We start from the raw sequence: 20,736 nt of genomic DNA on the forward strand, positions 1-20,736 counted from the left end.
CCCTACGTATCAGCAACAGGGCAAGTCAAGCACCTTTACTCTTCGTCATGTTAACTAATCCGGAGTATTCAGTTCCGCCGGAATCGACACGATTCGCCCCACACCACAACCACCCCATAAAGCGAGAGCGCTACGCGCGGTGATACGGAATCGTGAAATCCGTGTGCCGATTTCACCGGTGGGCGAGACACGAGGGCGCCCGCCGGTGTACGTCCCGGCGGGCGCCCTCGTGTCGTGCTGCGGGCCTATCGTCGTCAGGCTCGCGCCCCCGGAGTGTCGGCAGCCTCCGCAGCGGGCTTAGGCGCTGGCGGCATGGGCGGTTTCGGGGCGGTCTTCGGCAGCCAGCGCATGGCCACGGCTGCGGATAGCAGGGCGACGCCGGCGGCCACGAGCATGGTGACCTGCATGCCCGACAGATAGGTGTCGACGGCTTTGTCGATCAGTGCGGGAGCCTGATCTCCAAGCTTCGCGGCGTCGATCGCCCGCAGCGTGCCGCCGATCGACCCGGCCGCCTCCTCGCGCAGGGCTTCCGGAAGCACGTTCACCGAGTCCTCCATCCCCGAGCGGTACACCACACCGAGGATGCTGCCGATGACCGCGACGCCCAAGGCTCCGGCGACCTGACGCATCGTCTGCGACACCGCCTGCCCGGCGCCCGCCTTGACCGGGGGCACCACGGACATCAGCGAGGCGGTGGCCGGCGCCATAATGCAACCCCAGCCCAGACCGAAGATCAGCTGCGCCACGACCAGCAGCCAGGTCGGCGTGTCCGCGGTCAGTTGGCTCGTGATCAGGAAGGAGAGCGCCATGACGACCGACCCCGCGGCCACCACCGCACGCGGACCGAACCGCATCACGAGCTTGGGGCAGCGAGCCGACATCACCATGGAGCCCACACCCATGGGGAGCATCAACAGGCCGGCCTCCATCGGGGAGAAGCCGAGCACAGCCTGATAGTAGAACTGCGTGATGAAGATGGCTCCGATGAGGGCGAAGAAGCAGAGCGCAATGGCGCCCGAACCGGCCGAGAACCGGGAGTTACGCAGCAGGCTGACGTCCAGGGACGGCGCCGCCATCCGCGCCTCGACCACGACGAGCAGCGCAACCAGCACCACGCCGCCGACGATGGCGCCGAGCGTGTCCGCGCTCAGCCACTCGTTGTCCTCGCCGCCCGTCACAATGCCGTAAACCAACAGACCGACCGCGACCACGGAGAGCAGCACACCGGCGGGGTCGAACTTGGCAGGAGCGGGGTTCTTGGACTCGGGGACGAGCCACACCATGAGGGCAAGGCCTACGACGATCAACGGGGCGTTGATGAGGAAGATCGACCCCCACCAGAACTGTTCGAGCAGGACACCGCCGAGCACCGGCCCCACGGCGAAGGCCACTCCGGCAGCCGACGCCCAGGCCGCGATGGCCTTCGGGCGCTCCATGGGCGGGAAGACGTTCATGATGATCGCCAGTGTGACGGTCGGCACGACAGCGGCTCCCACCCCCATGACGCTGCGCCACACGATGAGTTCCGTGATGCTGCCGGCGTACGCGCCCAGCACCGAGCTGATGCCGAACACCGCCAGTCCGACGATGAGGGTCTTCTTCCGCCCGAAACGGTCTGCGCACACACCGCCGGTGAACAGGAAGGCCGCGAAGGTGATCAAGTAGGAGTCGAGGGACCACTGGAGCTCGGCGTTGGTCGCATCAAGGCTCTGCTGAATCGGATTGAGCGCCACGTTGATGATCGTGAGGTCCATGACCACGATCAGTACGGTGATGGCGAGCAGAGCCAGGATCGCCCGGCGGCGCCCGCTGCTGACTTCGGGGTTCATAACTGTCCTCGGTGGAGTTGCGGTTGATGTCTGACGTCTCCGGCTGCGCGCTCACGCCGGGGCAGCGGGACAAGGCCCGGAGCGGCGAACAGCCCGACCAGATCCATCGGGGGTTGGCCTGGTCGGGCTGTTCAGGGCAGGAATGTCACTCCGCCCAGGGAAGGGGGATCTTGTTGTCACTGCCCGGCATCATGGCCTTGCCCCCGACGACCATGGCGACCAGCGCCTCGGCGGGGCCGCCGACGGCCTTGAGCTGCCGCACCGCACCCGCGGAAAGGATGAGCGCCTGGCCGGCCTTGACCTGTTCGGTCTTGCCGTCCACCTCGACCTCGAACTCGCCTGACAGGGGCATCCACACCTGCTCGCGGTCGATGATGTGCACCGGGGTGGACGCATCCGCGCCGAGCTCCACACGCCAGGTGCTGACCTCGGCACTGCCCTGGCTGGGACCTGCCAGGCCGAACATCGAGCCGGCGGGCGTGGTGGTCGTCCGCTGCTCGCTCTCGCTGACCACGTACATGGATCCTCCTGTGTAAAGCTTCTTTACTTGCTGACCAAGTAAAGCTACTTTATAGGCGTGTGTCAAGATGAACCGATGGAGACCCACGACCCACTCGAGCGCACCGAGCTCACCTTCCTGCTCGGGATGGCCTTCCAACTGGTCCTCTCCGCGTTCGTGAGCCGCCTGGACGCCGTCGGCTACGCCGAACTCCGCCCCGTGCACGGCCTGGTCTTCCAGGTGCTCCACGGCGCCGGCGCTACGAGCAGCGAACTCGCCGAGCAACTCGGGGTCACCAAGCAAGCCGCTGGCCAGATCATCGACGACCTGGAGAAGCGGGGATACGTCGAGCGTCAGCCGCACCCCGCCGGTGGTCGGCGCAAGCTCGTCGTACTGACGGCGAAGGCGCTGGAGCACCTGGCCGTAGCCGGAAGGATCCTGCACGAGCTGGAAGCACAGCTGACCAAGCAACTCCATGAGGTGGGTCTGCAGGTTCCACGAGCTGAGCTCGCGGCCATCATCCGCACCTTGACAGGCGACTCGATTCCCCCATTGCGTCCCGTCTGGTGATGGCGAGCGCGCGGTGCACGCTCCCGGTCGCGAAGGGCCCAGGTGCCTCGCTGACCGTCGAGGCGCCGCCCAATGGCCGAACCGGGCGGCGTGGAGCCGGACATGCAGGACGGCTCGGCGACTGCGCCGGGAGACTTCACCGGCACCCAAGATGCCAACGAGGCGCTGTTCAACACGACGATGCGTGTTTCCGAGTACCGATGCGGACCCATCACAGGTCGCGGTGGTGACCGCCGGGCAGAAGGCGCGGATCCTCTTCGACGCCGAGCGGGGCGGCGCGATCGGGTTCGGCCTGGAGGGAGCGTCCTTCCAAAATGGCGTAGACGCTGGAGCTTCCGCCGTTCCCAACTTGCTTTTCCCATCCGCCGCTCGGCGCGGGCGGCACCATGCGAAGGCGGCCACGTACAACCGGTCGCGGTGGCTGGTCTGCGGCAACCTCTATCGGTTCTCCGGAGAGTGGGCATACCTCGTCGTCCGGCATGCGGTGCTCATACGCGTCGAAGAGTTCGCAGCCCGGCTCGGTCATCGTCTGCTGCCTGGTCTCGGTCATCGGGTGGTCGGGGTGGTGGTACGGCCCTGCCGCACGCTGCCCGGCCGCCCGCGGGCGCGCCCTGGCCGTGGGCCGGGCGCCGGCGGCTCGTGCAGCGCGCAGGTGTGGGCTGCTTCGGTTACCGCCTCCTGGTCCCAGCCGGTCAGCCGCAGCGGTCCTTCGCCGCGAAGGGGCCGGTCCAGGTTCCCGAAGCAGTCTCCTGCCCCGATGAGGTCCACGGCCCACGACGGGGTCGGCCGCTGGCGGTCGCCGTTGGCCCGGGCCGACGGTGCGGTCGGGTCGGGCAGCTGGGTTGCCGGGCGGCCGGTGAGGATGCGCAGGGCCAGTGCCGCGGCGTGGACGGGGTGGGCGATGCGCGCATGCAGCCGGTGCGCGAGGAGCATGGTGTGCTCATCGGCCTGAGGTGGAAAGCGGCCGGCCGCGGGCAGCGGGAGCACGGTGCGGCCCAGACGGCGGGAGACCGCCTCGATATCGGCGCGGGACGGCGTGCGCCGCACCGGCAGCAAGAAGCACGGCTCGCCCGGGTGGGGCGGGAACTGCGCGGCCGCCTCCCACCACGCGAACCGGGCGGCCGTGGGCGGGTCGGCCGGCTCGGTGGCAGCCAGGGCGCGGCGGGCAGCGGCCAGGGTGTGCACCTGCTCGTGCGCCAGCACCGGCAGGGCGGCGGCCAGCGCGGGCGGCACAGGGCCGTGGCACAGCAGGGTCAGGCGCATCCCGGTCAACTCCCGCAGGGCGAAGAGGTGCTCGAAGTGCCGGGAGCTGATGCGGTGGGTCCGGGTGACGACGACGTGGCCGATGCGCAGCGCGGACATCCAGGCGGCCGCCGCGCGCCAGGCGATCTCGGCCTGTGCGGCCCAGCCGACGGCCTCTGGGCTGCCGTCGTGCGGGAGGTGTTTGCCCATGCTGCGCAGCAGGTCGTGGGCGAGGGAGGCGGGGGCGCCGGCCACCGGGGTGGGATGGACGGTGATGCGGCCGCTCGCGGGGGTGTGGGCGGCCAGGGCGGCGGCCATGAAGGCGTAGTCGTCGCCGGGGTCGTGGACCACGGTGAGCGGAGGCAGACCGGGGCGGGTGCGGTTCGGTGACCATGCCGGGCGCCACGGGCCGGTGGTCTGCTCTGGCCCAGCCGTCTCGCGCGGCGTCATCGCCCGGCCCCTCCCCCTGGTGGTGGCGTACCGGCCGCCGCGGTGGCGGGCAGGGGGCGTGCGGCCAGGCCGAGGGCGAACAACACGTCGGGGTGCGGGGCCGGCCCGCCGCCGAAGGGGGCAAGCAGCCGGCGCCCCTGAAGGCGCGGGACCTGTCCGGCGGGCACGGTAGCGGGAAGACCATGTGCGGCGGAGTACAGCAGGCGTGTTAGGGCGGTGGCCTCGCCCGGGCTGAGGCTGGCAGCGGTGTGACCGCCCTCGTGCAGGTTCTGCTGCTGCTCGGCGGTGAGCAGGCCGGGCTGTGCGGCCAGGTGGAGGGTGGTGTCGGTGTGGACGAGCCGGTGCGGGCCCGCTTGCTGCTCGAGTCGGACGGCCAGGGTCTGGGCGGCCCGCTGCAGACGGTGCGCCGGCCATTGAAGGGCCGAGGCCAGGTCGTCGGGGTGGATACGGCCGGTTTGCAGCAGGGCAGCGTGCAGCACGGTGGCATGCGCGGCCGCCCCCGCCGCCGCACTGCTTGGGCGACGTCGCGGGCGCCGGGCTTGTCCAGAGGTGCGCAGCAGGGCTTCGGGGGCGGTGTCCAGGGCGCGGGCCAGGGCGAACAGTGCTGCGGCCGTCAGGGTGTGCGGGGTGAAACGCCTGTCCCAGTCGGCGGTGGGGATGCCGGTCAGTTGGGCCAGGTCCTCGTCGGTGAGAGCGCGTGCACAGGCGCGCTCGCGGCAGAACGTCAGGTCGAAGGCGGTCATGTCCCGCTCGTCGGACGGCAGTTGGCCCCTCATGGGCGCACCCGGTCCAGGCGCGGCAGGACATCCGGGGCGGGCAGGGTGGGGGTGTGCAGGTGCCAGCCGCGGGCGGCGGTGTGCCAGTCGTCGTCGGTGTGCGGGTGGTTCAGGGCGGGGACGGGCAGGCCGGCGTCGGCGATCAGGGCCTCGAAGCGGGGCGTGGTGCCGAAGCAGTTCGCGAACAGGCCGTGGGCGGCGGCGGTGCGCGGGGTGCGGCGGCGGAATTCGAGCGCGGCGGCAAGCAGCGGGCGGGCGCGGTGCGGGACGGCGTACAGGTGCCGCGGCGTGGGCGGCACGCCGATGTTGATCCGTGCGTCGCGGTCGATGGTGATGTGGGTGGCCTGATCGCCGACGCCGACGCCGGCGATCTGCGTCATCGCCAGCAGCGGAGCAGCGGTGCCGGTGAACAGCAGGGCCGCGATCGCGGCGGCGCGCAGCGGATTGGGCAGATGCGTGGTGATCGTGTGCACGGTGCGCGGGGTCAGGGGCACGGTGGTGATCCCGGGCCCCGCGCGGCGGGTGAGGTCGTCGGGCACATTCAGCAGCACCGAGCGGGTCAGCAGGCCGGCCTGGGCGCCGCGTACGCGGGCCACGGTGTGCTCCAGGCTGGGGCTTGAGACGGTCAGCCGGGACAGGAACAGTCTCAGCGCCTCGATCTCATGCAGGCTGAAGGCGGTGGGCTCGGCCCGGTGGCCGGTGTCTTCGCTGCTGCTGGCGGGTGGCGGGTTCGGTGGCAGGGTGCGGGCCAGCCAGGTACGGGCGGCGCCGTAGCCGGCGCGGTACTGGCCGTCAGTGCGAGCGAAGTCGGCCCCGTTCTGGCGGCGCCAGCACTGCGCGCGGAAGGCGGCAACCGAGGCACGCGGTACGGCGGGAAAGGGGTGCGCGTGATCGAGCGGGGGCGGGCCGGTGCGCCGGTCGGCGGCGGCCGGGCCGATCGCGCCGAGGATCGCCGCCGTGCCCTTCACGTGCACCACGTCCGTCAGACGGGCGGCGGCCAGGTGCTCCGTCAGGCGCCGGATGTCGGCCAGCTGAGGGGCGTGGGCGAGAAGGGCGAGGCGGATGCCGGTCTCGGCGCGCCAGGCGGCCAGGCGGCGCAGCCGCTCGACGGTGAGGCGGTGGGCGCGCAGCACGATCACCTCACGTACATCGGCGGCCAGGCTCCAGCAGGTCACCGCCCGCCAGGCCGGGTCGGTGGACATCCGCTCCGCGCCCTCGCGGGAGAACCCGAGGCGGCCCATCGCGCGCAGCACATCCAGCGCGAGGTAGGCGGGGCTGGTGGTGTGCGGGGTGGGATCGGCGGTGATACGGCCGCGGGCCGCATCCGCCCACTGGCAGGCGGCCCGGTGCACCGCGGACGCGTCCTCGCCGTCCAGCAGCAGCCGCACCGGCCCCGCCGCCTTGGCCGCTGGCGGAGGCGGCGTCGATGCTGGGTGGGCCGGTACACCGCCGGCGGCGGGCGCCGTCATGTTCACCGACCGCCGTCGATCCGGTCGGCGACCGCCTTGAGCAGCCGCCCATCGGGCACGTCGTCCTGGGTGCGGGCCATCACCTGTCGGGTGTGATGGGTGATCACGGCCCAGCGGCGCAGTGCGCCGCCGGCCAGCCGGGCGTCCAGTGCCATCAGGTCGCCGGCATCGACGCCCTCCCACACCGGATGCAGCGCGGGCACCGCGAGCGGGATCTGATCGCGCGTGAGCGGCTGAAGGCAAAGCCAGCCGGCGGTGCGGGTGGCGAGCATCCGCTGGGCGCGCAGGCGCCGTTCGCCGCGGCGGGCGGCGGTGAGGACCACGCACAGCCCGCCCGGAACACCGTCGTGCAGGAAACGCAGGTACTCCATGCAGGATGCCGACAGCCGGTGGGCGTCCTCGACCACAACGATCCGCGGTCGGCCTGCCAGGGCATGACGGATCAGCGTGTCCGCGGCCCCCGGATCGGCAGGCGCCTCACCGGGCAGCGCCAGTGCCCGGTGCAGAGCCGTACGCAGGTCCGCCGGCACCGGCTGCGCCCTGAACCACAGAGGCACCAGCTGACCGCCTTCCCCGAGACGGCGCGAGGCGGCATGGACTGCGAACGTCTTGCCGATCCCGGCATCCCCCAGCACGCACAGGAACCGTCGCTTGGCCGCGGCGTCGGCGAGCGCGCCACCGACCGCGAGCATCGCCGGGGTGAGCAGCGTCCGCATCCCCTCAACGCGCAGAAAATGCAGGCCAGGTGAGGCAGCGTCGTCGCCCAGGACGGCGAACGGTCCGGCCGCAGACGCCTCGCCCCACACGGGGTGCGCGGCCAACTCGGTGGACTCGGTGGTGGACTTGCCGGTCAGCATCGGCCCAACGCCCAATCCACGACACGGTCGTCGACCTGGTCGGCCTGGAAGTACTCCATGCCCTTGAGCACATGCTTGGTGACCTTGACCCACTCACGGAACGAGCCGAGCGCGTACTGGGTGTCGATCCGCTTCAGCACTGCCTCGTCAACGCCCCGCCACACGGGGTGGGAGCCGGGGACTGTTTTGAGGATCTCGTCCTCGGTCATCGCGAGGATCTCCAGGCGGATGTAGATGCGGGAGGCGAGCGCCGGATCGCTCTGCAGCGTCTCGTAGGCCTCCCGGCCACCGACGAACACGATGGCAGGCTTGGGATCGCAGTTGTCCCACAGCTTGCGCAGGAACTCGAAATTCTCCCGCCGGTACTGCTGCGCCTCGTCACACACGATCACATACGGGCGGCGCGGCAGGCTTTCGCGCAGCAGCTTGTCGAACGCGGTCGGCGTGCCGGGCATCTTGCAGTTGAGCCGCATCTGGTGGAACAGCTCCTCGCGCAGGTCCTTCGGCCCGGGGCGGGAGCGGGCGAAGTCGAGCGGGAGGATCAGGTCCGGGTTCATCTCCTGGATCGTGGCCCGGGTGGAGAAACTCTTGCCGAGCCCCGGGTCACCGTAGATCACGGACATCGCCTGCGACTCGACGGTGTCGATGACGGTGTCCTTGATCTGCAGCAGGGTATCCGTGGCGACCAGCGTGGAGTCCTTGAGGCCGAGAAAGTGCTGCGGGCGCAGATCGGGGCGGCGCCTTGAGGTCTCGCTCGGGGCCGCGGCGGCCGGCTGGCGGCGCTGGCCAAGGTGCTTGCGCTTGGGGGCAGTTGTCACGAGGCGTCGTCCTTGGATGCGGTGTTGGTGGATGTGGTGTCGTCGAGGTCTTGGCCGGGGCGTTTCCACGCAGCCGGGATGGGGGTCAGGGGCCGGTACGGCTGGGTGCGACGCCGCGGCGCGGCGGGCTCCTTCGTACCGTCGAGTTCGGCGCGGGCCTCGGCCTCGGTCATGCGCAGGGCACGGACGGGCAGTTCGGGCTGGGTAGAGGCCAGGTGGCGCTCGTGGCGGCGCTCGCCGGAGCGCTTCAGGGCCGCTCGCAGCTCTCTGCTGTGCTCGTCGCGTTCGAGGAGCACCTTGGCGCGCAGGTCCTCGCTGGCCTCGTTACTGAGGAAGGCCCGGCCCAGGTAGCGGTTGCCGCGGAAGGTGTACAGGTCGATCTCGTGCGTGTGGTGTGGCATCCACCGCACACGGACCTCGAGCCCGATCCGGCCCACCCCGTTCTCCGGCATGTAGCAGCGGCGGTTGAACTCCACCCCGTGACTGGTGATCTTGTGGACCCTGTGGTCGCTCTCCAGCATGAAGGCGCGCAGCTCGGACGCGCTCGGCTCGGGCCGGATCTCGGTGGGATCCGCCTGCCAGGCCTCAAGCGGCGTCATCCCGGTGCGCTCGATGATGTGCTCGGTGTTGTGCTTGTGAACCCACTCCCCCAGCAGGCCCACGAACGCCTCGAAGGTCAGCGGCGGGTCCTGGTCTCCGACGCGGCGGCGGTGGTCGAGCCGGGGCGCCTTCGTGTAACGGGGCAGATCGGCGAAGAACCGGGTCATGCTCGTATGGTTCAACCGCTCGATGCCACCCTTGTGCCGGGCACTGCGCACCCGGTGGACCGGAACGCCGAGGAGCCCGAAGGCTCGCAGCACCGTCTTGGACAGGAAGTCCGCGCCGCCGTCCACCCGCACCAGGCGCGGCAGCCCTCCCGCCGGCCCGTACGGGGCCTCCCGCAACACCGACATCCGCACGGCGGCCAGGACCGAACCGCGGTGCGCCGAGCCGGCGGTGACGGCCCAGCCCATCACATGGCTGGTGCCGCGATCCTCAAACCACGTCACCCACACCCTCGACGGCTTCTTATCCGGCATCATCACCACGGTCTCGGCCTGCTTGTGATCGCCCTCCCACACCTCGTTCCGGGCCACCGCCGGCCGCTGAAAGCACGGATCGAAGCCGCGGGCCGCCGGAATCCCCTCGCGCAGGCCCGCCATGAAACCCGGATCGAGGTCCCGGGCGATCGCATCGTGCAGCGTCGTCAGCCCCGGCGGCTTCTCCCCTACCGCCACCGCCACCTCGACCAGACGCTCGTGAGCGCGCTTCACGTTGCCCTGATAGTCGGCGAGGACCTCGATGATCTCCTCGGTGACACGGAACCGGCGGCGCTCCGGCTTCTCCGCACTCCCGGTCTCCTCCGCCTGCCCCAGCCAGGTCCACACCGTCCTGATGTGCACACCCACCGCCTCGGCAACCAGCCGCACATGCGCCGTCGTCAACTCCCCCGCCGCGCGCAGCCGCAGCAACTGGGCCACCGCCGCAGGCCGCAACTCATCCCGATGCCGCCCCAAACCGTCATCCACGGCCTGCGAGGCGTCGCCGCCCGCGGTCACCGGAACCGACCGGCACGCACAGAGCGAACCGGTAACCAAGCAGTGATCACAGCGTCAGCCTCCGGGACGTCAACTACCGCCCCACACAGGGCAGTTCATGATGTCGCCCGTGACAAGCGCGACGGATGAGACGCTAAACCCGACACCCCGACAAGAGTCCCGTCGATCACTTGGACGGGTGACAACAACTCCGTTCCACCTCTGCCCCGCACCCTCATGCGCTATAGAGCACGCCACGAAGGAGGTTCGACGAACGCAGCACCGGGTGATCCGGAATCACACCACCATGAATGCGGAACACCACCACCAAGATCAACTGCCTCAGAGGCCCGCCGACCAGCACAAAAACAACCCCGCATCAATGGCGAGGAAGCCCGAACATCCCGGTCACACCTTCCCCGAACCTCACACCGGCACCCAGTACACGCGCCGCACCCTGCCCGGCGGTCAACTGGCCCAGATGGGTGCTCCCTTCCACGCCATGACCCGCACCGAATACGTCATCGCCCGCCGCGGCGGCTGGCGCGAGGAGCAGCTGGCAGGTCTTGCCGCGCGGATCTCGGAGCAGGCCGCCATGTGGGACGGGCGCACCAATCTGCCCGCGCCGCTGCACCTGGCGAAGAGCGCTGATGAAAAGCATCCCGGCTTCGTCGACCAGGAAGGGCTGAGCGCGTAGGTGCGGTGACGGCGGGCACGGCGGCTTCCAGGACCGGTGCCGGCGCAGCCGATGGGCTGTTGGCTGCTGCCGTGCCCCGCCCGAGCCCAGGGCGAGGCGGGGCCGGGTGCACTGTGCTGCCCCCTCACCTGTCACAAACCGAGCAGACCGTCCTACTGGAGGGTGCGGCTGGTTACTTGGAGTACGTCTGTTTCCAGCGTGCTCGGTGGCGGGCTTCTCCCTGTCCGCGTCCGTTGACTTCGGACAGAGACAGCAACGGTGTCCCGTTGTTCCACAGACCGAAGAAGTCACGGTGCAGGGTGAGGATGTGGTGCTTGACCGCGAACGCCTCGGCTTGGGGGCTGAAGCGGGTGGTGGCGACGAAGATGGCCACATCCGCAGCGAAATGCACCTTGGCTCCCAGCAGATCGCGCACTTCGCGACTGGCGATCGTCCGGTGGGGTGCGTACCGTTTGCATTGGATCACCATGGTTCGGCCATCAGGCAGCCGGCCGAGCACGTCGGCTCCGTTGTCCCCGGTCCCGCCCACTCGGCGCACCTGTGTGCAGCCGTCACGGCGACATAACTCGGCAACCACTTCCTCGAACTCGGTGCCGGACATCGCGTCGATGGCAGCCAGCGTCCGCTGTCCGGCTGCGATCTCCTCCTGTCGTCTCCAAGCGTCGTCCTTGCTTCGCAGCAGCCGGTCGGTACGCCAGAGCCGCCACACCATCCAGCCGATTCCCGCGGCGGCAAGCAGGGCGCCGAGGTACAGCAACAACATCGGCTGCAGCAGACCTAGCAGGACCAGCGCGGCAAGCGCTCCTGCTGCTGCTTTGTTCCGGGCGGCGCGTCGTCTGCGCATCGCCTTGCCCTTGCGTTTGGCCGCCATTTCTGCCCCCTCTTGCACCAGCCGGGATGGATTCCTCCCTGCTGTGCAGTGTGGGCATGCCGAGCGGCCCCGCCAGGGCGCAGTCAGGCCATTGGCTTGAACCTCCCGCCCTTCTGCCGGCTGGCGTCTGACCGTTCTCCTCGAGGAGGGGCGTTCGCCTGCTTACAGGCCGAGTTCGGCCAGGGCTGCTTGCCTCTGCGGGCTGAGGCCGGGGCGTCGGCGGCGCAGGTTGCTCAACCACTGGCCCAGGCGCACGGGGTCGCCTTCGACCTTCTCGATATGCCGCTGGGGGACGTTGAGATGGCCTTCGCGCGCGCGGAAGGCCCGTGCGGCGGCCAGCCCGCGCTGGAAGGCACGCTCGCGCGCCGGCAGGCGGCTGTCCGTCGCCCGGCAGGTGGATGTGTCGGGCAGTTCGACCAGCCCCAACTCCGCGAGCAGTGACCTCTGTTCAGGGTGCAGGCGGCCGGAACGGGCGCGCTGTGACTCAAGCCAGCTCTCTGCCTCGGCGGCAGTCTTGTTGACTGCCAGGCTCTGACGAGCGGCGTGGTAGGCCCGTTGCCAGGTGATCGGCCAGGGCGGGTTCCACCACCGGTCCAGCGCGGTGAGCGCGGTGGCGCGCTGGTCGGTGAGGGTCTCGGCGCGGGTGCGCTGGGTGGCCAGCCAGCGGCCGAGGGGGAAGCCGTCATGGATCTCGTCGACGGGGGCGGCGAGGTGGCCGTGGCAGGCGGCGTAGGCGGCGGCGTGGGCCAGTGCGCGGTCGAAGGCCTGCTGGCGGGGGTCCCAGATGATGCCGAGGCGTTCGAGGGCCTGCACGCGTACGGCGTCGAGCGTGCCCTTGGTGTGCAGGTGGCGTTGCCAGGTCAGCCAGCGTCCCAGGGGATAGCCGGTGGGGTCTTCGTAGGTCTGGGGGACGTCGAGGTGGTGGTGGGTGTGGCGGAAGCGGCGGGCCGCGGCGAGGCCGCGGCGCCATTCGGCACTTTTGGGGGCCAGGACGCGCAGGGACAGGGCGAGGGCGATCTCGTCGGCCTGGGTGGGGCGGTCGAAGCGCAGCCAGGCTTCGGGATCTTCGGAGGGCATGGTGGGGCGCTGGGTGCGCGGGTCGGACAAGCGGGCGTCGAGGCGGTCGTCGTGGGAGCGCAGGGCCTGGATGGTGCGCCACAGCGGGGTGTAGGCGTCGGCGCCGAGGAGGTCGTCGGGGTCTTCGTCGGGGGTGAGGTAGACGGGGACGACGAGGGTGGCCTTCTTGCCGGCGCCGGGGTGCTGGCGCAGGGCGCGGCCGACGGCCTGGACGGTGTCGACGGGGCTGTTCTTGGGGTCGACGAAGACCACCGCGTCGATGTCGGGCACGTCGATGCCCTCCCCCAGCACGCGGGCGTTGGACAGGACGGCCGGTGTGTCGGGGCTGGTGTGGGAGGTGAATTCGAGCAGGAGGCGGCGGCGGATCTGCGGGGTGTGGCTGCCGCTGACCCAGTCCGCCCACAGCCCCTGGGGGCGCAGTGGTGCGGGAAGGGCGGCGGCCGTCTCGGTCAGGGTGGTGGCGAAGGCGCGGGCGTCGGCGACACGGTGATGGAAGGTCAGGATGCGGCGCAGCTTGTGGTCGTGGATGGCGCGCAGGGCGGCGACCTGGCGGCCGGCCAGGCGCAGTCCGTCGACACCCGCGCCGGCTCCGGTGGCCAGCCAGTCACGCAGGTCCGCGTCGGTGACGACGGGAACGAGGATCTGGTAGTCGGCGAGCAGCCCGAGATCGATGGCGTCGGAGAGGTTGAGGTGATAGGCGACGGGACCGAAGAGGGTCTCGTCGTCCATGGAGGCCACCGTCTCTGCTTCGTCGCCGTCCGGGGCGTCGTCGGGGTCCCAGATGCGGGGGGTGGCGGTCAGGTAGAGGCGGCGGGCGGCTGGGACCTGGTCGTCGTGGTGGATGGCGGCCCAGGCCTTGCCGAGGCGGCCCGCGGTGCGGTGGGCCTCGTCGACGACCACCAGGTCCCAGGAAGGCAGGTGGTAGTCGCGGTGGGCGGCGGTGACGGCGGACAGGGAGGCGTAGGTGGCGTAGACGGTGACCGGCCCGGGGCGAGGTGTGGTGGTGAGGGCGGTCAGTTCGGCGGGGTCGGTGGTCAACCGAATGTCGGTGCCGACCGGTTCGTGATCGAGGGCCTGGCGGGCCGAGCACACCGCCACGGTGGTGCCCTGGCGTCCGGCCAGACGCCAGGAACGGATCGTCTGCGACAGCAGGTCCAGTGTCGGCAGCAGCACCAGCACACGGCCCCGGGGGGCAATGCGGGCGGTGGTACGGGCGGCAATGAGGGTCTTGCCGGTGCCGCAGGCCGCGATCACGCTCGCGCGGGCGTGATCGCGGAGCGTGGCGGTCGCGGCGGCGACGGCTTCCTTCTGGTGGGGCCGCAGATCGATTTCGGAAGCCATGAAGGTGTGCTGCTCCGTGGGGGTCGGCTGGACATTGGGGGACGGGGCAAGGCGCCCCGCCCTGTCAGGGTGCAGGCTATTCGGCTGCTTCGGTCAGGTGGGCGAGGGTGGATCCGGCGGGGCTTTTACGGACGTGCAGGCGGTGGGTGATGCGGCGGCGCAGTTCGGGGACGTGGCTGATGACGCTGACGGTACGGTCGTGGGCACGCAGGGAGTCCAGGACGTCGAGGACCTTGTGGAGGGTGTCTTCGTCGAGAGTGCCGAAGCCTTCATCGATGAAGAGAGTGTCCAGGGGGTTGCCGCCGGCTTCGTGGGTGACGACGTCGGCCAGGCCGAGGGCCAGGGACAGGGAGGCGAAGAAGGATTCGCCGCCAGAGAGGGTGTCGGTCTTGCGGGGGCGGCCGGTCCAGGAGTCGGTGATCTCCAGGCCGAGGCCGGAGCGGGCGCCACGGGCGGCTTGGTGGTCGGAGTGGGAGAGGGTGTAGCGGCCTTCGGACATGATGTGCAGGCGGGTGTTGGCGGCGGTGACGACTTCTTCGAGGCGGGCTGCCAGGACGTAGGCCTCCAGTTGCATGCGCACCCGGGCGCTGGGTGAGTTGCCGGTGACGAGTTCGGCTAGGTGGCGGGCGGTGAGGTGAGCCTGCTCGAGCGGTTGCAGGTGCTGGATGGCGGCGCCGAGGTCGGCGGCAAGGGCAGTGAGGGCCTGGCTGCGGGTGTGGGCGGCATTGGCGGCGGCGGCGGCCTCGGCGTGCTGGTCATCCGCGGCGGCCCTTGCAGCCGTGGCGGCGTCGAGGTCGGCGGAAGGCTGCGCGGCGGCCTGCTGCAGTGCCGGGTTGTCCAGGACTGCGGTGTGCGCGGCGCAGGCCTCGCGCCACTGAGTGATCTCTTCTTCGATGGCGCGGAGGTCTTCGTCGCTGAGCAGGGCCTGCTGGGCGAGTGCCAGGGTGTCGAAGCCTTGGTCTTTGGCGGCGAGGGCGGCCTGGTCGGTGCGGTGCGTGAGGGTCTGGACGACGGCGGCGAGGCTGCGGGAGGCCTCGGCGGTCTCTTTGAGGCGGTCGGCGGTGCGGGTGAGGTCGTCGGCGTGGGCGGCGACGGTGGGATAGGTGCCGCGGGCTGCGGTGAGCTTGGCGGTCAGCTCGGTGAGCTGCTGGGTGAGGGTGTCGTAGTGGGCGTTGCGGGCGGACAGGCCGGCCGTGGCGGTGCTGTGCTGCTTGGTCTGGGCCGTGTGCTCGCCGTCGAGTGTGAGGAGTTCCTCTTGGACGGTGCCCTGGTCTGCAGCGCGGTCCAGGGCGCCGGTCAGCTCCGTGGTGAGCGTGGTGTGCTGGGTCTGGAGGTCGGTCAGGGGGGTGTCGCCGGCTTCACCGGTGGCGGTAGCAGCCTGTTCGCGGAGCCCGTGCAGCACAGCCGCGGCGGCTTTCTGGGTGGCCTTGGCCTGCTCGTGGAGGGCTTCCGTGTCCTGCTCGTCCTGGCGTGTGGGCTGCCCGTCCTGGGGAGCGGCGGGCGCCGGGTGGGTGCAAGATCCGCAGACCGGGCAGGGGGTGCCGTCGGTGAGGGTGGCGGCGAGTTCGGCGGCCATGCCTTCGGTGCGTCGGCGGCGGATGGTCAGGTAGTCCTGGCCGGTCTGGCCGGTGACCGCTTCTGCATCGGCCAGCTGCTGTTCGGCCTTGGTGACCTTGGCGAGATGGGTGTCGCGGCGCCTGGCGGCTTCGAGGCGGGTTTTGAGGCCGTCCAGGGCGGTCTGGTGGCGGCGGCTTTCTTCTTCGGCCTGGCGGGCGGCTTCTCGCCGGGCTTCGAGGGTGTCGCGCCGGGCGGGCTCGGCTTCGAGCCAGTCCTGGGCTGTGCGTTGCTGGGTGGCGAAGTCCTGCCGTTCGGCGTCGGTGCGCTCCAGCTCCGCGGTCAGCCGGCGGATGGTGTCTTCCTCGGGGATGAGGACGGTCAGGACGGCAGCTTCAGCACGAAGACGCTGCTCGGCGGTTTCCAGCCGGCTGGCATCCAGGTCCTTGTGTTCGGGCAACAGGCGCTCGCGAGCGCTGCGTTCAACGCTCTGGGCACGGGTGTGGTCGTCTGCGGCGGTGTCCGCGGCGTGCAGCAGCGGTGCTGCCTGTTGGGCGCGGCGGGCCTGGTCGCGGCGCTGGATGAGTGTGTCCTGGTGCGGTGTCTGTTCCTGGAGCAGGTCGAGTTGCTGCCGGGCGCTGGTGTAGGTGGTTTGCTGCTGGTGGAGTTCGCGGGCCGCGGCTTCGAAGGTCTGCTGTCTGACCAGGTTCTCCTTGGCCGTTGTGGCTGCTTGGAGTGTCCTGGCGTGGTCGGTGTGGCTGGCGCGGAGGAGATCCTGGGCCCAGGCGCGGGCGGGTTCGGTGAGCGTGTGCGGATCGTCGGGGGTGGGCGCCGTGTACTTGGTTGTCAGGTCGGGTCCGGCGGCCTGGTGGATGCGTTCGGCCAGGCGCAGCACGTCGGCGCGGGCGGCGTCGCGGTTCTTCTCGGTGGTGCGGCTGTGGTCGTTCAGCCAGCGCTCGATGAAGGAGAAGCGGCCGGTGCGGAAGAGTTTGCCGAGGAGTTCTCGTCGGCCGTGGGCGTCGGCGTGGAGGAACTTGGTGAATTCGTTCTGCGGCAGCAGGACGACCTGGCAGAACTGGTCCCGGCTCATGCCCAGCAGGTCGGTGACCTCGACGGCTGCCTCCTGGTGGGACTTACTGGAAGGTTCCCAGCAGCCCTGGCCGTCGGCGTCGACGGCCCATTCGCTGAGCCGGGTTTCTGCCTTCTGGGAGGTCTCGCCTTCACCGGATCGCTTGGGGCGCATCTGGGCGGGGATCCGGTCGATGCGCAGGCGGCGCCCTGCAAGAGTGACCTCGAGGGTGACTTCGGTCAGGAGGCCGGCGGGAGCGTGGTGGCTGCGCAGCAGCAGGTCGCGGTCACCCGGTGGTTTGCCGTAGAGAGCGAAACAGATGGCCGCGAAGATGGTGCTTTTGCCTGCTCCGGTATCGCCGTGCAGGAGGAACAGGCCGTCGGCGGACAGGGCGTCGAAGTCGATGGTGTGGGTGCCGGCGAAGGGTCCGAATGCCTGCAGGCGCAGGGTGTGCAGGCGCATGTCAGACGGTTTCCTTCTGCTGCTCGTTCAGGCGGGAGGCTTCGACGGCCTGCTGCAGCAGGGCGTGTTCGTCCGGGGTGGGGTCGGTGCCGCGCATGCTGCTGATGAAATCGCCGGCGATGTCGAGGTCGCCGCGGCCGCGGATGCGCTGGCTGTAGGTGGGGGTGTTTGTGGCCTGGGCGGGGATGAGGGCGGGCTTGTGCTTGAGGCTGGCGGTGTGGGGGAAGCGGCGGCGCAGGCGGGCCATGGCCTCGAAGGGCAGGGCCGTGTCGGTGAGGGTGACCTCGAGCCAGGCATCCTTCAGCGGCTCGTGGTCGGGGTTGTTCAACAGGTCTTCCATGAAGCCGGTCACGCGTTCCAGGCGGAGAGGCACGGGGCAGGACCGGCGGGTGAGAGCGGGAACGGCATTGGGGGTGAGGTCGACCAGGGTGATCGACTTGGTGTGGCGGGCTTCGGAGAAGGAGTAGGCCAGCGGGGAGCCGCTGTAGTGAATGCGGTCGGTCACGCGCTGGGGGCCGTGGAGGTGGCCCAGGGCCACGTAGTCGATCCCGTGGAAGACGTCGGCACCCACGTGGGCGACACCGCCCACGGCGATTTCGCGTTCGCTGGTGGACTCCTCGCTCTCATCGCGTTCCTCGGGCTGCCCGGTGCCGGAGGTGACGAAGGCGTGCGCGAGGACCACGGACCGGGTGCCGGTCGGCTGGTTGTTGGTGAGGTCGGCGTGGATGCGGTCCAGGGCTGCGGTCAGTACTGCGCGGTGGGAGACGGCTTCGGCTTCCAGGCGGTCGCGGACCATCGACGGCTCGAGGTAGGGGATGCCGTACACGGCGACGGGGCCGTCGGCGTCTTCGAGGAGGACCGGGATGTCGCAGGTGCCGGGGTCGGTCCTCAAGTGGATCCCGGCACGGGCGAGGAGGCCGGATCCGACGCCGAGTCGGTGCGCGGAGTCGTGGTTTCCGCTGATCATGATGATCGGCACATCGAGGTCGGCGAGCTGGTGCAGAGCGCGATTGAACAGGCGCACGGCGTCCAGGCTGGGGATGGCCCGGTCGTAGATATCTCCTGCCACGAGGATCGCGTCGACGTCCTCAGTTCGGGCGGTGTCGACCAGGTGGTCGAGGAAGGCACGCTGGGCGGGAATCAAGTCTTCTGTGTGGAACCGGCGGCCCAGGTGCCAGTCCGAAGTGTGCAGAAACCGCATGAGCATAGACCGTAACCACAGAGACGGTAGCTACGAGTGGTTTTCCCGATAAACAGGATCATTGACGGGAGTCTGGAGGCATGTGGTGAATGGCTTCTTCGCCGGCCCCGCCCGGGATGCGGGCAAGATTGGCCCCGCCCACGGTCGCATCTTCCTCTCCGGCCGGAGGCCGTGTGACGTGTTAATCGCGCGGCGGGCGAATTCCTGGGAGATCCGCGCCCGCATCGGCCGGGCGCGTTGAAGCCGCCGGTCTGAGCGGAGCCGTAGAGAGTTCTTCGGCGTGGTCGGCGCGCTGGATGACCTCGCGGCGGATGCCGGGTGAGTCGGTTCGACTGCCCGAGGGGTGCACGGTATGCGGTCTTGGCCAGGCAGAAGGTGAAGGTCAGGCGCAGCCCTGGTCGGGCGGCTCAGGACAGAGCGGACGGCCGACGAGGCGGGGGAAGCTTCTGCAGCAGACCCCACAGCGGCCGCGAGCCCGCCGCCCACTCGCTGAGCAGGTGACGATCCACCAGGTGCAGCCCCAACTGCTTCGCGAGCGGCGCGCACTTGGAGGAAAAGCGACCGTTCGTCACGAGCACCACGACGTCCCCGCCGTGCAGCTGCCGACCGGTGCCGCTGAGCACATGCAGGTCAGGGGTGCCGACCGCCGAGCCCGCCCATCCGTCCCGGCGGTGCTTGCACTGGATCACCCAGCGCCGCCCGAACGGATCCGTGGCCTTCACGTCCGCGCCGTTGTCCCCCGCGCCACCGACCTGCACCGCGTTCCGGAACGGGATCCTGTACCGGAACCGGACCGGGGTGCCGTGGCGGGATCTGCCTACGCGTTTCGGCAAGTGGAAGACCGTGTACGAGCGGCATCGGCGATGGTCAGCGGATGGCACATGGGACAGGCTCTTCGCGGCTGTCCTGGCCGATGCTGACGCGGAAGGCCGCATCGACTGGTCGATGGTGAGCGTGGACTCCACCTCCTGCCGGGCCCATCAGCACGCCGCCGGAGCACGCAGAAAGCCTCCGAGACTGCCGGGAAAAGACGCGCGCTTCGGCAGCACCGCCCTGATGAGGGAATCGGACGCTCCCGGGGCGGCCTGACCTGCAAGATCCACCTCGCCGGTGAGGGCGGACGCCGCCCACTGGCCCTGCTGATCACCCCGGGCCAGTGGGGTGATGCGCCGCAGCTCATCCCGGTCATGGAGCGTGTTCGTGTCGCCCGGCTGGACGGCGGGCGTCCCCGGACTCGGCCTGACCATCTCGGCGGTGAGGCGTACTCTTCCCGATGCAACCGCCGCTACCTGCGACGTCGCCAGATCAGGCACACGATCCCCGAGCCGAAGAACCAGCGGGCCAACTGTCGGCGTACAACCTCACGTGACCAGCCGCGTACAAGCTAACGTGTCCAGCTCGTAGCGTGTCGGGGGCTGGTTCGTGCCGTTGATCGGCAGGCTGTCGTGCGACCGGTTGGGGTTGCACGGAGGCACTGCTCGTGATCTTGAATGAGGAACGCTGGGCGGAGTTGCGGCGTTTCCGTGCTCTGCATGCGTCTGGTGCGATGAGCGTCTCGGAGATCGCCCGGGAGACCGGTCTGCACCGGCAGACCGTGCGTAAGTACCTCTCCTCGCAGGCTCCGCCGGGCCCGCCGCGGGGCAGCAGCCGCCGGGGAACGCAGGCGCGGGTGGTGACCGAGGTGGCGCCGCTGATCGACGCGATGCTGCGGGCGGAACTGCTGATCAAGGGCACCGTGGTGCATGAGCGTCTGGTCGAGCAGTACGGCTTCACCGGCAACTACCAGCGCGTCAAGCTCTATCTGCAAGAAGCCCGGCCCCGTATCGCGGCCGAGCTGGGGGTGAGCACGGACGAACTGCGCCGACTGCACCGCCGCTTCGAGGTCATCCCCGGGGCTCAGGCCCAGGTCGACTGGGGCGGTGCGACACGAGGTCGCGTATATGAGTGAACTCGCAGATTGGAGGCCAGTTATGCCGGTTGCGTAGTTCTCGGTCAGTGTTCGAGACCGATCTCCGCTCTGACGTGCGTTCGCGGGTCCTGCCCGTCGAAGGTGCGAAGCTCAGGGAAGACGCCCAAGGGCACTCGATCCGTCAGGGGGAGCAACCGGGCAAGGAGAAGGCCGGACGGACGAACGTGAGTGAACCCCCTGTGATGCCTCGTTATCGACAAACCCGGGAGACGGGATGAATACCGGGTTATAGGGCCTGGCCGCTGGAAGAAGCGGCGAGCGACGACCGGAGCCTGCCCCGTCGGTCGTGTGAACACCGCTGGTCCCGGGGTTTAGGGCAAGGCCGTGAAGTTACGGGCTGATCGTCGGCGTCAAGATGTTGATGCTGAGGGTGGCTTTGTAGGTGCGTCGGTCGACCTTGAGGCTTTT

General features: G+C 70.0%; 16 protein-coding genes and 2 pseudogenes. 4 read left to right on the forward strand and 14 right to left on the reverse strand.

Translation table 11 applies throughout. The annotated features are described in order from the left end of the window. Positions 1-254: 254 nt before the first annotated feature. Positions 255-1,829 carry an MFS transporter gene (locus ACWD3C_RS39780; protein ID WP_451152088.1) on the reverse strand — a complete coding sequence of 525 codons (1,575 nt, stop codon included), beginning with the start codon at positions 1,827-1,829 and terminating at the stop codon, positions 255-257. A gap of 145 nt (positions 1,830-1,974) precedes the next feature. Beyond that, positions 1,975-2,349 (reverse strand): cupin domain-containing protein, encoded by a 375-nt coding sequence (locus ACWD3C_RS39785; protein WP_451152090.1) that lies wholly within the window; start codon positions 2,347-2,349, stop codon positions 1,975-1,977. 75 nt (positions 2,350-2,424) lie between these two features. Here ACWD3C_RS39785 and ACWD3C_RS39790 point away from each other — a divergent pair, with 75 nt between their 5' ends. Continuing rightward, complete coding sequence (locus ACWD3C_RS39790) at positions 2,425-2,898, forward strand: MarR family winged helix-turn-helix transcriptional regulator (protein WP_451152092.1); 474 nt, start codon at positions 2,425-2,427, stop codon at positions 2,896-2,898. Positions 2,899-3,109: 211 nt separating this feature from the next. On the opposite strand, the gene ACWD3C_RS39795 is transcribed toward ACWD3C_RS39790, so the two are convergent. The 7 genes from ACWD3C_RS39795 to ACWD3C_RS39825 form a co-directional block, all read right to left on the reverse strand. Then, positions 3,110-3,448, reverse strand: a complete 339-nt coding sequence (locus ACWD3C_RS39795; protein ID WP_451152094.1) for a hypothetical protein — start codon at positions 3,446-3,448, stop codon at positions 3,110-3,112. Next, complete coding sequence (locus ACWD3C_RS39800) at positions 3,445-4,590, reverse strand: hypothetical protein (RefSeq protein WP_451152096.1); 1,146 nt, start codon at positions 4,588-4,590, stop codon at positions 3,445-3,447. Before ACWD3C_RS39800 ends, ACWD3C_RS39795 begins: the two co-directional genes overlap by 4 nt. Beyond that, positions 4,587-5,366: a hypothetical protein gene (locus ACWD3C_RS39805; protein ID WP_451152098.1), complete on the reverse strand. Its 780-nt coding sequence runs from the start codon at positions 5,364-5,366 to the stop codon at positions 4,587-4,589. The genes ACWD3C_RS39800 and ACWD3C_RS39805 overlap by 4 nt, the downstream gene beginning before the upstream one ends. Beyond that, positions 5,363-6,754, reverse strand: coding sequence for a hypothetical protein (locus ACWD3C_RS39810; protein ID WP_451152100.1), 1,392 nt, complete (start codon positions 6,752-6,754; stop codon positions 5,363-5,365). Before ACWD3C_RS39810 ends, ACWD3C_RS39805 begins: the two co-directional genes overlap by 4 nt. Before the next feature lie 83 nt (positions 6,755-6,837). Then, entirely contained in the window at positions 6,838-7,692 is an 855-nt protein-coding gene (locus ACWD3C_RS39815) for an AAA family ATPase (protein WP_451152102.1), read from the reverse strand. Beyond that, positions 7,686-8,510, reverse strand: coding sequence for an AAA family ATPase (locus ACWD3C_RS39820; protein WP_451152104.1), 825 nt, complete (start codon positions 8,508-8,510; stop codon positions 7,686-7,688). Before ACWD3C_RS39820 ends, ACWD3C_RS39815 begins: the two co-directional genes overlap by 7 nt. Further along, a complete protein-coding gene (locus tag ACWD3C_RS39825; protein WP_451152106.1) occupies positions 8,507-10,108 on the reverse strand; it encodes a Mu transposase C-terminal domain-containing protein in 1,602 nt (533 codons plus the stop codon). Before ACWD3C_RS39825 ends, ACWD3C_RS39820 begins: the two co-directional genes overlap by 4 nt. 286 nt (positions 10,109-10,394) lie before the next feature. Here ACWD3C_RS39825 and ACWD3C_RS39830 point away from each other — a divergent pair, with 286 nt between their 5' ends. Further along, the gene (locus tag ACWD3C_RS39830; RefSeq protein ID WP_451152108.1) at positions 10,395-10,784 is read left to right on the forward strand and encodes an RNaseH domain-containing protein; all 390 of its coding nucleotides are present in this window, start codon (positions 10,395-10,397) and stop codon (positions 10,782-10,784) included. A gap of 172 nt (positions 10,785-10,956) precedes the next feature. Here the strand turns inward: ACWD3C_RS39830 and ACWD3C_RS39835 are convergent, their stop codons facing one another. From ACWD3C_RS39835 to ACWD3C_RS39855, 5 genes and pseudogenes are all read right to left on the reverse strand, one after another. Continuing rightward, complete coding sequence (locus tag ACWD3C_RS39835; RefSeq protein ID WP_451152110.1) at positions 10,957-11,655, reverse strand: restriction endonuclease; 699 nt, start codon at positions 11,653-11,655, stop codon at positions 10,957-10,959. A 162-nt stretch (positions 11,656-11,817) separates the two neighbouring features. Continuing rightward, a complete protein-coding gene (locus ACWD3C_RS39840; protein WP_451152112.1) occupies positions 11,818-14,073 on the reverse strand; it encodes a Helicase associated domain protein in 2,256 nt (751 codons plus the stop codon). A gap of 76 nt (positions 14,074-14,149) precedes the next feature. Then, positions 14,150-17,158 (reverse strand): AAA family ATPase, encoded by a 3,009-nt coding sequence (locus tag ACWD3C_RS39845; RefSeq protein WP_451152114.1) that lies wholly within the window; start codon positions 17,156-17,158, stop codon positions 14,150-14,152. A gap of 1 nt (position 17,159) precedes the next feature. Continuing rightward, positions 17,160-18,359 carry an exonuclease SbcCD subunit D gene (locus ACWD3C_RS39850; protein WP_451152116.1) on the reverse strand — a complete coding sequence of 400 codons (1,200 nt, stop codon included), beginning with the start codon at positions 18,357-18,359 and terminating at the stop codon, positions 17,160-17,162. Between the two features lie 407 nt (positions 18,360-18,766). After that, a pseudogene (locus ACWD3C_RS39855) lies at positions 18,767-19,123 on the reverse strand (restriction endonuclease); the annotation flags it as partial. A gap of 4 nt (positions 19,124-19,127) precedes the next feature. Between ACWD3C_RS39855 and ACWD3C_RS39860 the strand changes: the two are divergent. Both ACWD3C_RS39860 and ACWD3C_RS39865 read left to right on the forward strand, forming a co-directional pair. Next, positions 19,128-19,723: pseudogene (locus ACWD3C_RS39860) on the forward strand (IS5 family transposase); the annotation flags it as partial. 116 nt (positions 19,724-19,839) lie between these two features. Further along, positions 19,840-20,307 (forward strand): helix-turn-helix domain-containing protein, encoded by a 468-nt coding sequence (locus ACWD3C_RS39865; RefSeq protein ID WP_451152118.1) that lies wholly within the window; start codon positions 19,840-19,842, stop codon positions 20,305-20,307. Positions 20,308-20,736: the final 429 nt, after the last annotated feature.

This window comes from Streptomyces sp. NPDC002845 (assembly GCF_053591955.1).

Excerpts from the sequence above, each read along its gene's own strand:
- ACWD3C_RS39780 (WP_451152088.1), bottom strand. The coding sequence starts at position 1,829 with ATGAACCCCGAAGTCAGCAGCGGGCGCCGCCGGGCGATCCTGGCTCTG.
- ACWD3C_RS39785 (WP_451152090.1), bottom strand. The coding sequence starts at position 2,349 with ATGTACGTGGTCAGCGAGAGCGAGCAGCGGACGACCACCACGCCCGCC.
- ACWD3C_RS39790 (WP_451152092.1), top strand. The coding sequence starts at position 2,425 with ATGGAGACCCACGACCCACTCGAGCGCACCGAGCTCACCTTCCTGCTC.
- ACWD3C_RS39795 (WP_451152094.1), bottom strand. The coding sequence starts at position 3,448 with ATGACCGAGACCAGGCAGCAGACGATGACCGAGCCGGGCTGCGAACTC.
- ACWD3C_RS39800 (WP_451152096.1), bottom strand. The coding sequence starts at position 4,590 with ATGACGCCGCGCGAGACGGCTGGGCCAGAGCAGACCACCGGCCCGTGG.
- ACWD3C_RS39805 (WP_451152098.1), bottom strand. The coding sequence starts at position 5,366 with ATGAGGGGCCAACTGCCGTCCGACGAGCGGGACATGACCGCCTTCGAC.
- ACWD3C_RS39815 (WP_451152102.1), bottom strand. The coding sequence starts at position 7,692 with ATGCTGACCGGCAAGTCCACCACCGAGTCCACCGAGTTGGCCGCGCAC.
- ACWD3C_RS39830 (WP_451152108.1), top strand. The coding sequence starts at position 10,395 with ATGAATGCGGAACACCACCACCAAGATCAACTGCCTCAGAGGCCCGCC.
- ACWD3C_RS39835 (WP_451152110.1), bottom strand. The coding sequence starts at position 11,655 with ATGGCGGCCAAACGCAAGGGCAAGGCGATGCGCAGACGACGCGCCGCC.
- ACWD3C_RS39840 (WP_451152112.1), bottom strand. The coding sequence starts at position 14,073 with ATGGCTTCCGAAATCGATCTGCGGCCCCACCAGAAGGAAGCCGTCGCC.
- ACWD3C_RS39845 (WP_451152114.1), bottom strand. The coding sequence starts at position 17,158 with ATGCGCCTGCACACCCTGCGCCTGCAGGCATTCGGACCCTTCGCCGGC.
- ACWD3C_RS39850 (WP_451152116.1), bottom strand. The coding sequence starts at position 18,359 with ATGCGGTTTCTGCACACTTCGGACTGGCACCTGGGCCGCCGGTTCCAC.